General features: G+C 52.7%; 13 protein-coding genes. 1 reads left to right on the top strand and 12 read right to left on the bottom strand.

What is annotated here, in order from left to right:
- Positions 1-5 precede the first annotated feature (5 nt).
- The 12 genes from D4L85_RS12825 to D4L85_RS12880 all read right to left on the bottom strand — a co-directional run bounded on the left by D4L85_RS12825 (position 6) and on the right by D4L85_RS12880 (position 14,263).
- Positions 6-416 carry an EVE domain-containing protein gene (locus tag D4L85_RS12825; protein WP_119754683.1) on the bottom strand — a complete coding sequence of 137 codons (411 nt, stop codon included), beginning with the start codon at positions 414-416 and terminating at the stop codon, positions 6-8.
- A 314-nt stretch (positions 417-730) separates the two neighbouring features.
- The gene (locus D4L85_RS12830; protein WP_119758764.1) at positions 731-2,614 is read right to left on the bottom strand and encodes an amidophosphoribosyltransferase; all 1,884 of its coding nucleotides are present in this window, start codon (positions 2,612-2,614) and stop codon (positions 731-733) included.
- 115 nt (positions 2,615-2,729) lie between these two features.
- On the bottom strand, positions 2,730-4,214 hold the full coding sequence (locus D4L85_RS12835; protein WP_119754684.1) for an NADH-quinone oxidoreductase subunit N: 1,485 nt from the start codon (positions 4,212-4,214) through the stop codon (positions 2,730-2,732).
- Between the two features lie 3 nt (positions 4,215-4,217).
- On the bottom strand, positions 4,218-5,831 hold the full coding sequence (locus D4L85_RS12840) for a complex I subunit 4 family protein (RefSeq protein ID WP_119754685.1): 1,614 nt from the start codon (positions 5,829-5,831) through the stop codon (positions 4,218-4,220).
- 28 nt (positions 5,832-5,859) lie between these two features.
- Positions 5,860-7,800, bottom strand: coding sequence for an NADH-quinone oxidoreductase subunit 5 family protein (locus D4L85_RS12845; protein WP_119754686.1), 1,941 nt, complete (start codon positions 7,798-7,800; stop codon positions 5,860-5,862).
- Positions 7,801-7,803: 3 nt separating this feature from the next.
- Positions 7,804-8,112: an NADH-quinone oxidoreductase subunit NuoK gene (gene nuoK, locus D4L85_RS12850; RefSeq protein WP_119754687.1), complete on the bottom strand. Its 309-nt coding sequence runs from the start codon at positions 8,110-8,112 to the stop codon at positions 7,804-7,806.
- Positions 8,113-8,116: 4 nt separating this feature from the next.
- Entirely contained in the window at positions 8,117-8,635 is a 519-nt protein-coding gene (locus tag D4L85_RS12855) for an NADH-quinone oxidoreductase subunit J family protein (RefSeq protein WP_119754688.1), read from the bottom strand.
- Positions 8,632-9,342, bottom strand: a complete 711-nt coding sequence (locus D4L85_RS12860) for a 4Fe-4S binding protein (protein WP_119754689.1) — start codon at positions 9,340-9,342, stop codon at positions 8,632-8,634. Before D4L85_RS12860 ends, D4L85_RS12855 begins: the two co-directional genes overlap by 4 nt.
- Before the next feature lie 106 nt (positions 9,343-9,448).
- A complete protein-coding gene (locus D4L85_RS12865) occupies positions 9,449-11,470 on the bottom strand; it encodes a tetratricopeptide repeat-containing sensor histidine kinase (protein ID WP_119754690.1) in 2,022 nt (673 codons plus the stop codon).
- Positions 11,471-11,474: 4 nt separating this feature from the next.
- A complete protein-coding gene (locus D4L85_RS12870) occupies positions 11,475-12,557 on the bottom strand; it encodes a complex I subunit 1/NuoH family protein (RefSeq protein WP_119754691.1) in 1,083 nt (360 codons plus the stop codon).
- 93 nt (positions 12,558-12,650) lie between these two features.
- On the bottom strand, positions 12,651-13,463 hold the full coding sequence (gene murI / locus D4L85_RS12875; RefSeq protein ID WP_119754692.1) for a glutamate racemase: 813 nt from the start codon (positions 13,461-13,463) through the stop codon (positions 12,651-12,653).
- Positions 13,464-13,525: 62 nt separating this feature from the next.
- Positions 13,526-14,263, bottom strand: a complete 738-nt coding sequence (locus tag D4L85_RS12880; RefSeq protein WP_119754693.1) for a tripartite tricarboxylate transporter TctB family protein — start codon at positions 14,261-14,263, stop codon at positions 13,526-13,528.
- A gap of 131 nt (positions 14,264-14,394) precedes the next feature.
- Here D4L85_RS12880 and D4L85_RS12885 point away from each other — a divergent pair, with 131 nt between their 5' ends.
- Positions 14,395-16,392 (top strand): ATP-binding protein, encoded by a 1,998-nt coding sequence (locus D4L85_RS12885; RefSeq protein ID WP_160143698.1) that lies wholly within the window; start codon positions 14,395-14,397, stop codon positions 16,390-16,392.
- Positions 16,393-16,487: the final 95 nt, after the last annotated feature.

Consider the following 16,487-nt stretch of genomic DNA (forward strand, 5'->3'; position numbering starts at 1 on the left):
TTTTTTTAGTTTACTTTTTTCTCACTGAGGGCAACGATCATATCGAATTCCGCGGCCGTTACCGGCTGCACCGACAGGCGTGAGGATTTCACCAGCACCATGTCGGCCAGGCGCTTGTCGGCTTTCACCTCGGCCAGTGTGACGGGCCGCTTTAGTTTTTTTTCGGGGGATATCTCTACCGCAACCCAATCCTTGTCCTTGGGGTCGGGATAGTTTTCCTTTGTGATCTTGGCAATGCCCACCACAGCCTTGTCGTCCATGCTGTGATAGATAAAGGCCAGGTCGCCTTTTTTCATTGCTTTCAAATTGTTGCGTGCCTGGAAGTTTCTCACGCCATCCCAACCCGTCTTTTTGTCGCGCACCAGGTCGTCCCATGAAAAGGTGCTGGGTTCGGTTTTCATCAGCCAATAGTTCATATTCGTTCGTCGGTTAAGTCATACAAAATAGTAAATAGTCTTTGTATTTTCTTGTTGCAGAATCCAAAATGAAAGCGTGAGCCTTCGCGGAGAAGATGCGCAGTCCGTTGTTTTTCCACACCTCCTTCAACATTTAAAATGCAACCCGACGAACACGCCCCTTGGGGATGACGGCATAGGTTGGTTGCTGATCGTTGGGATGGCGTGCCGGTAACGCTATCCATCAAAGCATGAACGAGTTAGGGGTGCACAAAAAAAGAAGGGCCATGCAGCGCGCAGCGGCATGACCCTTATATTTTTTCGATGCGTCTTGATCAGTAGGCCCGCACCAGCTTGCCTTCCATGTAATTCACATAAGAACGGTTCACAACCTTCATACCACCGGGTGTGGGATAGTTGCCGGTGAAATACCAGTCGCCGGTGTGATGCGGTATGGCTTTGTGCAGGTTGTCTACGGTCTGGAAGATCACTTCCAGCTCGGCTTTCATATCGGCGGGACGAACGATCTCGGAGATCTTTGCCGAGATCTCGTCGTCGGTGAACGGCTCGTACAATTGCTTCACGTAGTTGAGTTGGCTCTGATGGCCGCGGGCGCGAATGCTTTTTTCATAGGCTTCACCCAACAAATAATCCTTGCCGTGATCCTTCAGCAGGGAGATCATGGCACGGAAAGCCACGAACTCACCCATCTTGCTCATGTCGATGCCGTAGCAATCGGGGAAGCGGATCTGGGGTGCAGAGGAAACCACCACGATCTTTTTCGGTTCGAGGCGATCGAGCATTTTCAAAATGCTTTTCTCCAGCGTGGTGCCCCTGACGATGGAGTCGTCGATGACCACCAGCGTGTCGATGCCTTTGCGGATCACTTCATAGGTGGTGTCGTAAACGTGGGCCACCATCTCGTCGCGGTGCTCGTCGTCGGTGATGAAGGTGCGAAGCTTTACGTCTTTCAATACCAGCTTTTCCACGCGCGGACGGAAGGAGAGAATGTCTTCCAACGAATCCACCGACGGCTTCTGGTCGATGATGATATCTTTTTGCTTATTGATGAGATAGTCTTCGATGCCCGCCATCAAACCGTAGAACGCGGTCTCGGCCGTGTTGGGAATATAGGAGAAGACAGTGTTCTTGATATCGAAGTTGATGGACCGCAGCACCTGAGGCACCAGCAGGCGTCCCAGTTGTTTCCGTTCTTTGTAGATGTCGGGGTCGTTGCCGCGCGAGAAGTAAATGCGCTCGAAGCTGCACGACTTTTTCTCGCCTGACTTCACGATCGCATATTGTCCATACTCGCCGCTCTTGTCGATCACGAGCGCGTGACCGGGCTTGATCTCTTCAATTTGATTGTAGTCTACATTGAAAGCTGTTTTGATGGCCGGCTTTTCGGAAGCCACGACCACCACTTCGTCGTTTGCATAGAAATAGGCGGGGCGAATGCCGTTGGGGTCGCGCACGACAAACGAAGAACCCGAACCGGTCATGCCGGCCATGGTGTAGCCGCCGTCAAAATCTTTACAGGCGCGGCGCAGCATGCGGGGAATGTCGAGCTCGTTCTCGATGATGTCGGAGATCTCGCGATTCGAGAACTGGTCTTTATATTTTTCGAAAAGACCTTGCACTTCTTCGTCGAGGAAGTGGCCGATCTTCTCCATCACCGTGACGGTGTCTACTTTTTCTTTGGGGTGTTGCCCGAGGTCCACCAACAGGTCGAACAACTCGTCCACGTTGGTCATGTTAAAGTTGCCGGCCATCACCAGGTTACGGCTGCGCCAGTTGTTTTGCCGGAGGAAGGGGTGCACGTTTTCGATGCTGTTCTGGCCGTGGGTGCCATAGCGCAAGTGACCCAACCAGATCTCGCCGGAGAAGGCGACGTTTTCCTTTAACCAACGTTCATTTTTGAATTTATCTTTTCCTTCTTTTTGGGCTTTCTTGAACTTCTTGCCGATTTTCTTGAAGAGGTGGGCGACGGGCTGGGCTTTGATGGAACGATAGCGGCTAATGTAACGGTGTCCGGATTCTACGTCGATCTTGATGTTGGCGACGCCTGCTCCATCCTGACCGCGGTTATGCTGTTTTTCCATCAGGATGTACATCTTATTCATGGCATACAGGGGGCCATATTTTTCGATGTAATACGAAAGAGGCTTTCGCAGGCGGATCATCGCTATTCCGCATTCATGAAGAATCTGGTCGCTCATGGGCTTGTGAATCGTTACATCGCCATCCGAAACCGACGGCATGCCCCACGGACTAACCTGTACTCCAAATACAGGAATCTTGGAGGGCGCTGCGAACGGTTAACGGCTAACGAAATTAGAGTACAAAGTTAATTTTATTAATCCATCCCATCAACAATCCGGGATTGAAGAAAAGATAGAGTACTGCTAGAACCAATATGAGGCCCAAAAGATTTTCGAACGTAAGATAATTTGGTTTTGCGTTGGATTCGCCGCCCCGAACGAAGGCATAGAAGGGTATGCGCAGGTAATAAAACAAGGAAACCACCGTATTTAGCAAACCAAATACCATCAACCACAGTAAAACACCCTTCCCGGAAAGCTGATAAGCATCCCAAAGCGACGAAAAAATGAAAAGCTTGCCCGTAAATCCGCCTGTGGGTGGCAACCCGGTGAGCGCCACAAATCCGACCAGCAAAAAAACAGAAGGCCAGACCAGTATTTTCCCGGATCCTGCAAACGATTCCAGCGTCGAGAACCCCAGCGATTCAAAATATTGCAGGTAAAGGAATACCAGAAAATTCATCACCACGTAGGCGCTGGCATAAAAAAGCATGTAGTGAATGCCTTGCGGAACAAACGCGGCCACTCCCACCAACAAAAAGCCCGACTGCGCGATCGACGAATACCCCATCAGGCGCTTGGCATTTTTTTGCCACAACGCCGAAAAGTTTCCGACGGTAAGCGACAACAACGCCACTAAACTGAGCACAAACTGCCAATCGAACGACGATTGTCCATAAGCATACAGCGCCAGGGTGAAACGGGTGAGCACGCCCAGCCCGGCCAGCTTGGGCACCACGGCAAAAAAAGCAATAACCGGCATCGGGGCCGCTTCATAGACATCGGGCACCCAGGGGTGTAGAGGAGCCGCCGCCATCTTATAGAGAAATCCGGCCAGGCCCAGGAAGGCCGCAATGAAAAACAATGGACTGGGATGACCGATGAGAGGCCGGGTGAATTCACCCGACGAGAAGTCTAACGTTCCGGTGAGTCCATACAGCAACGAGAACCCGTAGAGCATGGCGGCCGACGACACGGAGCCGAATAAAAAATACTTCAAACTTCCTTCGGTGCCTTTGCGCGAAAAGGCAAACCCGGCCAGCACATAAGAACTTAGCGACACCATCTCGAGTGAGAGAAATACCATCAACAGGTTCACGCTCATCACCAGTAAGTGTGCGCCCAGCGTGATCGTGATGAGCAAAGCATAATATTCGGAAAGCGCGCGTTGCAGCTGTTGACGGCGCCACGTCATCGCCACCGTGAACAGTCCACTGATATCGATCAGCAAATCGAGATAGGACGAAAAACTATCCCGGCGCAGCATACCCCCGAAGAGTGCACTCGATTCATGGGCCATCGAGCGGCTCAACGCGAAAGAGACCGCGATGGCGAGCAAAAAGGTGAGCGCGCTTATAGCGGTGAGTGTTGTCCGTTGTATTTTTTTGATCAGCCCTAAGGTCACCAACACCACGATGCCGGTCGAAAGCACCAGTTCGGGACCCAGCAGCATGAAACTTGCTTTGATCGAGGGCAATTGTCCGGCGACGTCTTCCATGTGCTAGGGGTTTAGCGTTAAACGCTTCCCCGACTCCAATACAAATGCCGCAAAGTGCTGCGCATACGGATCGATGACCGACATGAGGGGCTGTGGAAAAATGCCGAAGAACAAAATGGCCAGCGCCAGCGGGAGGAGGATAAAATATTCGCGCCGGTTTAGGTCGGAGAGTTGGTCCACGGAAAACTCACCCTTCACGTTCAGCGGGCCAAAGAACATGCGCTGCAGCGTCCATAAATAATAAGCTGCACCGATCACCAGGCCAAGCGTTGCAACGATGGCCAGGCTTTCATGCAAAGGTCCACCCAGGCCGGCCGACTTGAAGGCCCCCAGAAAGACCATGATCTCGGCAATGAACCCCGAAAAACCGGGCAACCCCAGCGAGGCAAAGAAGGCTACTAAAATAAACGCCGTATAGGTTGGCATTTTACCGGCTAAACCGGAATAGTGTGAAATGGTGCGATCGTTGGTCCGATCGGCCAACACGCCGGCCAAAACAAAGAGCATGGAAGAAATAAGTCCGTGGCTGACCATCTGGTACACGGCACCGGCGGTCCCCTCCGCGGTGAACGATGCCAACCCCAGCAATACAAAACCCATGTGCGACACCGACGAGTAGGCGATGAGTCGCTTCAGATCTTTACTGGCCATGGCGTTGAGCCCACCATAAATGATAGAGATCACCCCCATGAGTCCCACAAACCATCCCAGGTCAAATGCCGCGTCTGGAAAAATGGGAAACGCAATGCGTGCCAGGCCATAGCCGCCGATCTTCAACAACAGCGCCGCCAGGATCACTGAAATAGGAGTAGGCGCTTCCACGTGCGCGTCGGGCAGCCAGGTGTGCACCGGCACCATCGGCAACTTGATCGCAAAGCCAAAGAACAAAAGCAGGAACGCCCACGTGCGCGCCGAGAACGGGCCCAGCTGCAATGCGCGGTGTGGATCGAGCACAGAGGTTGAAATAAAATTGGACGCGTCGGCCATGTGCAGCAAGTTGAAACTGTGCACCAGTTGGCCGCTTGTCGACGGATCGTGCACGGAGACATACAACGCGATCATCACAATGAGGATGAGGATGGAGCCGAGCAAGGTATAGAGAAAGAATTTGATCGAAGCATACTCACGCTTCGGTCCGCCCCACAACGCGATGAGAAAGAACATGGGCAGCAACATGAACTCGAAGAAGAGATAGAACAACAGGAAGTCCAGCGCGGTGAAGCTGCCGATGATGGCCGCGTTGAGGATGAGCAGCAGGATGAAATATCCTTTCACGTTTTGAGTGATCTTCCAGGATGCGATCGTGGCGATGAAGAGAATGAAAACCGCGAGGGCCACCAGGGGCAAGCTCAAGCCATCGACGCCGACAAAGTAGGACGCTTTTAATACCCCCCAATTACCCATGTTCAGCGTGATCCACGGTTTCAATTCCACGAACTGAAGTCCCGCTCCGGATTGATAGCTCACCAGCAACACCAACAGGAACACGACTTGCAAAACATTCACCACGATGGTAATGATCCGGAAGGTCGCGACGGAAGTGGCCGGTAAGAAAAGACTGAGCAGCGCTGCCAGGAGGGGAGTGAACAGTAAGAGCGAAAGGAGGTAATGCTGCATTTAACTGGTCTTTAGGACTGCATACGGTTTAAAGCAGGGTCCAAATTATGAAAATTATGATTCCGAAAGTGGCCCAGAAAATATAAAGCTGGATTTTCCCACCCTGAAAAGACCGGGTGAACGAACCCAGCCCTCTCGCCGCGCCGGCCACCCCATCGACCAGGCCATCCACGATGGCGCGATCAAACCAACCGGTGAGGTGGGCAACAATCAATTGGGCATAGGCTGTAGCGTGAAGAAAACCATCGATCCATTTTTTGTCGGCATGATGGGTCAGGGCCGCCAGTTGAAGGATCGGTTTTTCCACGAACTGTTTCAGGAAGCGATCGAAATAGAAAGCGTTGAGCAACCCAGAGGATTCAAACGTCATCCGTCGTGTGGTGTACGCAACGCCGAGGGCCAGGATCACCCAAACTGCTGACGCGATGGATACGATCCCTGAATGCACGGGTTTGGCTTCGCTGATGTTCAGATACATCCAACCGGAAAAATCGAACGGATTCCAGGAGAACCAGATCCACAACGAGACGCCCGCCAGCACCGCCATGGGCGCGCGCATCACGGCCGGAGGTTCCGAAATATCGAGCCGGACTGTAGCGGTCTCGACGCCTTTGAAAATTTTCCAGATCATTCTGAACGTGTACACCACCGTGAGAAAAGAGACCAATGCCACGGCCGTCAGAATGAGCAGCTTCCAGGAGAAGCCTTCGCCTTTCCATTGCACCAGTGCGGTGAGGATGGCATCTTTCGACAAGAACCCGGAAGTGAAGGGCAAACCGGCCAGCGCGCTTCCGCTGATCACAAAAATGAGAAAGGTAAAAGGCAGTTTCTTTTGCAGGCCTCCCAGATTGCGAATGTCTTGCACGTCGAAATGGACGTGGCTTTGATGTTGCGCCTGGTGTAGCGTGTGGATGACGGCACCGGCAGCCAGGAAGAGACAGGCCTTAAAGAAGGCGTGCGTGAACAGGTGCAACAGGGCCGCTTGAGGCGAGCCGGCACCCAGCGCCACCACCATCAATCCGAGTTGAGATAGGGTGGAGTATGCTAGAATTTTTTTGATGTCGTGTTGTGCTAAGGCAGATACCGCGCCCAGCAGCGCTGTTATGCAGCCCACCACCACAACGACATGGAGCGATGGAACCGTAAATAGAAAATGCACACGGGCCAACAAGAATACGCCTGCCGCCACCATCGTAGCCGCGTGGATCAATGCCGAAACCGGCGTAGGTCCCACCATGGCGTCGGGAAGCCAGGTGAACAAAGGAAACTGTGCGGACTTGCCCACGATGCCACAAAAAATTCCCAACGACGCGAGGGTCATCCAGGTGGGATCAACCGGCAATTGTTGCAAGGCAGTGATATCGAAACTGTGTCCATGCGCCCACACGATCATGAGCCCCACCAGAAACCCGGCGTCGCCCACGCGGTTGATGATGAACGCGCGTTTTGAAGCTTCAGCAGCTGCGGGAATTTCATGCCAGTGGCCAATGAGCATGTAAGAAGAAAATCCGACCAGTTCCCAAAACACAAACGTCATCAACAAATTGTCGGACACCACGATGCCTTGCATGGCGAATGTAAAAAATCCCAGCATGGCAAAATACCGGCGAATGCCGGCGTCGCCCGCCATGTATCCCACCGAATAGAGATGCACCAGGAATGAAACACCCGTGACGATGAACAGCATGAGGCCCGAAACATTATGGATGTGAAGGGCGGCCGAAAAAGAATATCCCGCCAGCGAAAACCACTGCTGTTGATAGACGAACGGGGGATGATTCCATGCCTGATACAAAACCACGGCCGATGCCAGCGTGCCCAACAAGAGCAGGAACGATGCGAGCACTGAAGTGATCCAGGAATATTTTTCGGAGATATAGAACGATAAAGCAAATGAAAGCAACGGAAACGCCAGCGCGGCCACCAGGCAGAAGCGAAAGAAGAATGAGTATGTGTGAATCGCGTCCAAACGTCAAAGGTTTAATTCATTCACATCGTCGGGAACGGAGGTCTGGTATTCCTGGTAGATCCGGAGCACGATGGCCAGGCCCACGGCCGCTTCACACACGGCCACGACGATGACAAAGATAGCAAACATCTGCCCCTGCAACGTGCCCGGATGCAGGCGGTTGAAGGCCACCAGGTTTAGGTTGGACGCGTTCAGCATCAGCTCCAATCCCAACAGCACCAGGATGGTATTCCGTTTGCTGATGACCACCACAAGTCCTGCCGAAAAAAGGAAGGCGCCGAGGTAAAGAAAGTGATGAACGGGTACATTCATGGCGTCAGGCTTTTTTGGATTTGTGTTCCGAAGCCATCACGGCCGCGCCAATGAGTGCCATCAGCAACAGGATGCCGGCCGTTTCGAAGGGGAGCACATAGTCGCTCATCAGCGACACACCCAGGGTTTGGGTGGCGTCTAGCACCGTGGGTGCCGCGGCTTTCGCCGGATGGGCTTCGAAGCTTTCCTGCGAAAAGAGATATACCAGCGTGCCAAAGAACGCCAGGCCAACCAGGGTTGCTGAAACAGAACGGGCGTGTTCGATGACGAGGGGCTTCCCGCCGAGCCGCGTCGTTAACATGATCCCGAAAATGATGACCACGAGAACACCGCCGGCATACACCAGGATCTGCGTGACGGCAACAAATTCGGCAAAGGCCAAAATATACAGCCCCGCCAAGGCCAACAGCACGGCGATCACGAGCAGCGCGCCATAAAATACGTTGCGAACAAACAACAACCCCCCGGCGGCGCCGGCAGCTATGACCTCAAAAAAGTAGAACAGGAACGACGGTGCATTCATGATGGCGACGTTGATGACCCGGGTGGTTTTATCTTTGGCTTGAACACGGGCTTTGCAGGGGAGGCCGTCTTCGGTGCTTCTTTCTTTTCTTCCGCCCCGGCGGTTGAACCGGTTGGTGCAGGTGTAGAAGCTGTGGCCGCCGCTTTGTTCTTTTGGAATTCTTCAAAAAGTTTTTTCTTCTCTTCGATCTCCTCCGGCGTCATTTCACCAAACACAAAATTGTGTTCGCGGATGTCGGTCACGCTGAAGTCGTATACTTTCGTCATGGTGAGGCACTCGGTAGGGCACACGGTGGTGCACAATCCGCAGAAACAACATTTGCCCATGTCGATGTCGAACGTGGCGGCGTAGATCCGTTTGGAAGTTCCGTCAGAGGTTTTGCCGATCTCTTCGGTGGCCCGGATCGGTTCGATGGTGATGCAATTTACGGGACACACTTTGGCGCACTTGTCGCACACAATGCAGTCGTCGATTTCATTGTGGAGGCGGTAGCGGCCTGTGTCGGGCACCGGCTGCATTTCGTAGGGATACTGGATGGTGGCAATGCCGTCGCGCGACGTGAAATAATTTTCTTCGGCGATGCCGGTCACGGCCTGGGTTTTGCGCGCCTGGAGCAAATGGGCGAACGTGACCTTCAGCCCCATGCCAAGCGAACGAAGGGTGTCGGTGATGTTGTGCCAGTAGGAGGTGTCTTTGCCCGTATTCATTGCGATAGCAAAAATAAAAGGGAAAAGGATGTGACGAACATTTAGGGTGGATTATTCCACGGAAGATTCCCCCTGGAAAACGAACAGCTGTTAGACCGGGTGCGGCTTAGCTGGCTTTGGGCAGCGTGAAGTAGAACGTACTGCCTTTGCCTTCCTCGCTCTCCACCCAGATCTTGCCGCCGTTTTTCTCCACGAATTCTTTGCAGAGAATGAGGCCGAGACCTGTGCCCTTTTCGTTGGCCGTGCCCCGTGTGGTATAGGGAGCGGTTTTGTCGAACAGGATCTTGAGCACATCCGTGTTCATGCCCACGCCGTTATCGGCAACCGAGATCACCCATTGCGGGCCTTTCTCCTGGCTCTTGATGGTGACCTTGCCGCCGTCGTTCGTGAACTTCAGGGCATTGGTCATGAGGTTGCGGATCACGAGGTTGATGGTGTTGGAATCGGCAAAGCCGATGGTATTTTTCGGTACTTCGTTGACGAGTTCAATGTCTTTGTGGTGCACAGAGCCCAGCAGCTGAATATTTTCCTCCACGATCTTCTGGATGTCGATCTTGGCGGCTTGCAGGCTTAGCTTGTCCATTTGCAGGAGCGTCCAATCCAACAGGTTGTTGAGGAGCGTGCGCGTGTGGTTGAAGCGCGCCTTCAGTTCGCGTACGTGACTTGGCAATTCGGTTTCACTCACGGCGCCTTTGTCCAACAGGTCAAGCAAGCCACTGAGCGCGTTGATGGGCGAGCGCAGGTCGTGCGAAATGATGGAGAAGAATTTGTCCTTCACCTGGTTGAGGCGCTCCAGTTCTTCGCTTCGTCGCTCCATTTCTTCCTGGTGTTGCAGCAGCAGCATGTTGATCTGCCGGCGGCGACGGCCACTGCGATAAACGGTGATCAGCAGGATAACGGTCAGCGCCACCACCACCACGAGGATGTTGCGCACGAATTCCTGTTTCTTCAATGCATTGGTTGTATTTTGATCCTTTTGGCTGAGGTAGGCGATCTGTGAATCGCGCGACTCCGTTTCGAGACGCATTTGGTCACGGATCAGTTTGCCCTGCATTTCCTGGCTGAACAGCGTATCTTCCAAAAGCTTGAATTGCTTATAATATTCCAGCGACTTTTTGTAGTCTCCTTTCATTTCCCACAACAGAGAAAGCTGGTTGAAACATTTGATCTCCAACACGCGCGCGTTCAGTTCCTTGGCCACGGCGAGGCTGCTTTCAATTTTGCTGAGCGCCTGCGCATAGTCGCCTTCTTTGGTGTAGACAATGCCCCGGCCTAACTCCACTTCGGCCACGCCAAACTTGTCTTTAGTGCGGGCATTGAGGATGTAGGCTGAGTCGTAATGTGCGCGGGCATTTTGAAAGTCGCCCTTGGCCAGGTAGATCGTGGCCAACTTGGAGTGTACTTTGGGCTCCAGTGAATTCACGTGGAGCCTGCGCGTCAAATCCAGCGCGCGGGTAAGTGTTGCCAACGCCGAGTCATATTCGTTCTTGCGCAGTTGCACATCGCCGATCTCGTCGTATGCATAAGCGATGCCCTCATCATCCTTTTGCTTCTCGCTCATTTTTTTTGCGAGATTCAGGTGATCCAAGGCGCGTTGGTATTGTCCCAACTCTTTGAATACACGGCCCACGTTGTGGTAGGCCACCAGCATGCGGAACGTGTCTTTGACGGCCGTGGCAATGCGGTGTGATTGGGTGAAATAGAAAAAGGAATCGTCGTATTCGCCGAGTTCGTAATAGTCGTTGCCGATGTTGTTATAGTCGCGGGCGATCTTCACGCTGTCTTTTAGACTGATGTCGTTCTCCAGCGAAAGGTTGTCGAAGGTGATGGCGGTGCTATGGTCGCCGCTGCTGGTGAGCAAATAGGCCTTGCTTTGGTAGGCAAGCACCTTCAACTCGGGCACGCCCAGTTTTTCGGCCAGGGTCACGGCCTCGTCTGTATAGCGCGTGCTGGCGGTAAAGTTTATGTACTGGTTTAGGGTGGACAGGCGGACAAGGGCTCGCACCCGTGTGGAGTCCGGCAACGAACCCTTCAGGGCTTTTTGCAAGCTGTCAATTTCATGCGGCGCCTGCGCATGCAGGGCGGCCTGTGAACACACAAAGAGTAAGATCCAAAAAGTCTTTTTCACGCGATCAACTAAAAATTAATTTCCAAAATCCGCATACAACCACCAATACCAATGCAATCGGTGTCAAATATTTCCATGATACATTCATTAATTGGTCAACCCTGAGACGGGGAAAAGTCCATCTCACCCACATTTGCATGGCTACAAAAAACAAGGACTTGGCCAACAACCAAAAAATCCCCCACAAGGTTGATTCCCATGAGCCCGCTGCCCCACTAGTCCAATCCGCAAAACGTAGTGCAGCGATGTTCGGTAAGGGAGTGCTCCAGCTGCCAAAAAATAATACTGCCCCTAATATACTTACTAAAAGCATCATTCCATATTCGGCCAGCATTATTACAGCCCAGCGGAAACCCGAGTATTCTGTTTGAAAGCCTGCCACCAGTTCCGATTCTGCTTCCGGCAAATCGAATGGCGCCCGGTTGCACTCGGCCAGGGAGGCTATGAAAAACACAACCCAGGCCACCCACAGCAACGGCATCCGGAAGACATTCCAGGTGGTGAATCCGCCAACCGTTGTGGTCTCGATGCCCAGCGCGGGGATGCCAAAAAGGTATTGGGGTTCGGTGCTATAGATACTTTGCTGAAGCGAGATCGCTTGCAAGCTCAGCGTCTCGCAGGTCATGCAAACACACAAGACCGACAAGCCCAAGGGTACTTCGTATGAAATGATCTGCGCCGCCGAACGCATCGTGCCCAGCATGCTGTATTTGTTGTTGGAACTCCATCCCGCCACGACAATGCCAACGACATCCAGGGAAATGATGGCCAGTAAAAAGAACAGGGCGGTAGAGATGTTGGCACCGGACCACGTAGGGGCCAGGGGCAGGACGGCAAAGCCGGCGAACACGGCCGCGAAGATGAGCACGGGCGCCAGGCGAAACAGCGAGGCTTCGGCGCGGGCAGGTACGATGTCTTCTTTTTGGAGGAGTTTCAGCAAGTCGGCTATGGTTTGGGTAATGCCATAATATCCGGTTTCCATGGGGCCCAGGCGGTCCTGGACAAACGCGGAGATCTTGCGCTCGGCATAGATGGCGATCACCGTATAGAATAACAGGAATGGCAATATAAATACCAGTGTTGTCAAGGTCGGGCCAAGGGTCTTTCAAAGAGTGCCCAAATTGGGCAATTTATACTTTAGTATTTTTTATTTTTTCTACCGAAAAGTACATCGGTCGTATCAGTTCCACAAGGGGTGTTTTTCCAGCCTGACATCATCGTGAAAGAACATGCGGGCTGAAGCCTCGAACGACTCGGTATAGTCCGACACCAGGAAATGGTGCTGTACCCGGGCCGTGGTATTCAATAATTTTTCGTTTTCAAGGTATTGTCGCAGGGCCCTGGCAATGATTTCCGAAGAGTCCAGAATGGTCATGCGCTCGCCATAGAAGGCGGCGATCTCGCGTTTAATAAGGGGGTAATGGGTACAGGCCAGGATCAGCGCGTCGATGCCGTGCAGGCTTTCCTCGCCTAAATATTGGGCGATGATCTCATGGCTGATCTGGTTGTTGAAGAAGCCTTCCTCGATCATCGGCGCCAGCAACGGGGTGGCCAGCGAACGCAGGGTAATCCCCTGTTGGCCCTCCTCCACCTTGCGGGCATACACGCCCGACTGCACGGTGCGCTTGGTGCCGATGAGGCCCACCTTTTTGCCCCCAAAGCGCTGCAACACCAAGTCCACCATCGGGTCGATCACGTTGATGATATGCACGTCGTTGCGCACATATTCTTTTAGCAACTCGTAGGCAGCCGAGGAGGCGGAATTGCAGGCGATGACAATAACCTTACATCCCTTTCGGAGCAAAACGTCGGCAATTTTGATGGAATAGGCTTGGATGGCCGCCTCCGACTTGTCGCCGTACGGTAGGTGGGCCGTGTCGCCAAAATAGATGAGGCTTTCCTGTGGCAGCAGGTTTCGGATGGCGTGTGCCACGGTGAGACCGCCGATACCGCTGTCGAAGACTCCGATAGGATGTGAAGCCGATACGTTCATACAACGCGCCAATATACGGGTTGGACGCGTGTGGGAAACAGCCTTGAGGTAAAAGTATTTTTTTACGCGACGTTAGCGGAGAGCTTGGCAACGGTGACCTCGTGTTGTTCACGATGGCCGCAGTACGAGCATTTGTAGTGTTTCAACAAAATCCCGGGCTCGCCCAAGGTAGGGGCTTTTTCGATCTCTTCGCGGGCAATGCTCATGGTGAAATAGCCGCACTCCGAGCATTCTTCGGCATGCTGATAGGCAGGGTATTTTTCAATTTTTTTGAACCCGGTTGCCTCATCCACCCACACATCGTAATCGATTGAATGGATCACGCCGTCGGCGCGTTGTGCCTCGTCGAGGTGATGTTCCTCTTCCGATTCGCTGAGCTTGCGCATGGGGTTGCCTGCCGGCGAGATGCGGGGCGTGTTGCGCAGCCGCGCGAGTCGCTTTTCGAGCTGGCGCGGATAGTAAATGCGCACCAGGCTATAGAACACGAAGTAGGCGATCACCGCAAATCCTGCCGTGACGAATATACGGACGAAGAACCACCGTGTGCCCTCACGGGCGATCTTCTCCGTGGCAATGGTGTTGGCATAGATGACCACCGCCGCAATGAAGGCTATCATGGCGTACCAGAAGTACTTGATCTCGTTGAGATTGACATAGTCGTACTTCTCTTTGAGATCTTTGATCTGGAATACCTTGAACTCATGATACAAAAGGATCAATACACCCAACGCAATGCACATAACGGAGCCCACATACATGTATTGATCCCACGTGCTTAAGAAGGTTGACGTGGTTTCCATAGGGATTAAATTTTGATATACTAATATATACAAAAATATTCTATCGAATGCCAACGCCGACTGTCATTCTTTTGATGCCAGACGCTATTTTTGCGGTTTACTTCGTGTGTTTTTTTGCTATTTATACAAACATGATTGAATCGTGCCGCAAGTTTGGGTCTATCGCTTTCTTTATCGTCGCCAGCGTGCTGGTAGGGGACCAGGTGCACGGTCAGGCGCTGGCGAGTGTCAGCACAAAAAAAGCGCTCACCGAACTGGAGATCGATAGTCTGATCCATGCTTTCGACGCCCTGCCGTTGGCGGAGGCCGAGAAGATCCTGGGACAGGAAGTCCAAAACACAAGCCCGTCCAAGGGACAACTCCAGTCGCTGCGCATCCTGGCCCAAGTGCAACTTCACAAAGGCAAAACGGTGGAGGCCTTGCAAGTGGCGGAAGAAATTTTGCAGGGCGCCGAACGATTAAAACAACATTCCGAAAAAGGACCGGCCCTGTTTCTCATGGGCAGCATCTACAACCAGGAGAACCTGAAGGAAAAAGCGCTGGATGCCTTTCTGAAGGCCGCACCCTGGAGCGAAAAATACGGAGAACCCTACGAATCATTTGCCAACTACTACCAGGCCGGCTATATCCAATACCACGGTGAAAATTATGAGGCCGCCATTGACCTGCTGAACCGGGCCTTGCGCATTTACCAAATGCATGCCCAGGACTTCAAGGTGAAAGTGAGACGATTTGATGTCATGAACAGTTGGAACACACTGGGTCTGGCCTACATGAAGCTGGAGAACTTTGCTTCATCGTTCATTGCCCTGCGAGCGGCGCGTAAAATGGCGGAAGAAGATCGCAATGAATTTTGGGAAGGCCTTACCATCGGCAACCTCGGGACGCTTTATTTTAAAACAGGTCAGTACGATTCAGCGTTGTTGATGACGGCTGTTGACAAGCGTATCAGCCTGCGGTACCGGGAGTGGCACAATGCGGCCAATGCCATTTTTGTGATGGGCAATACCTATGAGGCTCTCGGCAAACACCTGGAGGCCCGCAAAGCATTTGACACGGTCGGGGTGTTGATCCGGGCCCACCAGTTTATCATGCCGCAATACTATAGCAAGGTGGCCGGATTCTATGCCGAAGCCGGCGATCATAAAACAGCCTACACCTTCATAAAAAAATTTCAGGCCGAGCACGACTCGTTATTGGCTCGCCAAAATTCGAAGGAGCGTGCCTATTTACAAGCGGCCTATGATTTTGATAAGAAGCTGGCCAACCACAGCCTGGTCGTAAAAGAAAATCAACTGAAAGACGAGCAACTCAAAAACCAATCGTATCTGATGGCGACGATAGGGTTAGGGTTGGGAATGGCGTTGGTGCTCATCTCTTTTTTGTATCGGCGAAACCGCTTTCGCAAAAAGGTGAATAAGGATTTGGAGGACAAGGTGAAAACCCGCACCCGCAAGCTGTTGGAGGCCAATCGCGAGCTCGACACATTTCTCTACCGCTCTTCGCACGACCTGCGACGTCCCATCACCACCATCATCGGACTGAACAACATCGGCCAGTACCTCATCAAGGAGGACATTGCCCGCGAGATCCTGCATAAAGTGAACACCACAGCCCAGGCGATGGACCAGATGTTGCTAAAACTGACCACGGCCCATGACCTCAACAGCCATGTGGTGGAACTCTCCATCATCCGGCTCAACGAACTGGTCTCGGAAGTGATCAAGAAATTTGAAGCCGACCTCCAGGAGCAACAGATCGCCGTGTCGGTAGCGGTGGAGGATGTGCGGTTTGTATCCGACGAAAAATTGCTCCGCATCATTATCATGAACCTCATCGATAACGCCATACACTTCACCAGCCCGGAACATCTTAATTGCATCGACATCCGTGTCTATGATGGCCACGGCACGGTGAACCTGGAGATCCGCGACCGGGGGGTGGGCATTGCTCAACCCTTCCGCAACGAGATCTTCAAACCCTTCTTCCGCGGCAGCGACCGTTCCAAAGGCAATGGCCTGGGTCTCTACCTGGTGAAAAAAGCCCTGGACCGGCTGGGTGGTAAAATCAATTTTGAGTCCGAGATCGGAAAGGGGACATCGTTCTCCATCTCCATTCCCAACGTATAACGCCCGGCGCATAATTGCCCGCCCGGTTCGCGTCACGCCAATAAATTCGTATTATTGTGCCCTTGACACAACCTTGACACAACGACAATCTAAAG

This window comes from Chryseolinea soli, assembly GCF_003589925.1.
Taxonomy (GTDB): Bacteria; Bacteroidota; Bacteroidia; order Cytophagales; family Cyclobacteriaceae; genus Chryseolinea; species Chryseolinea soli.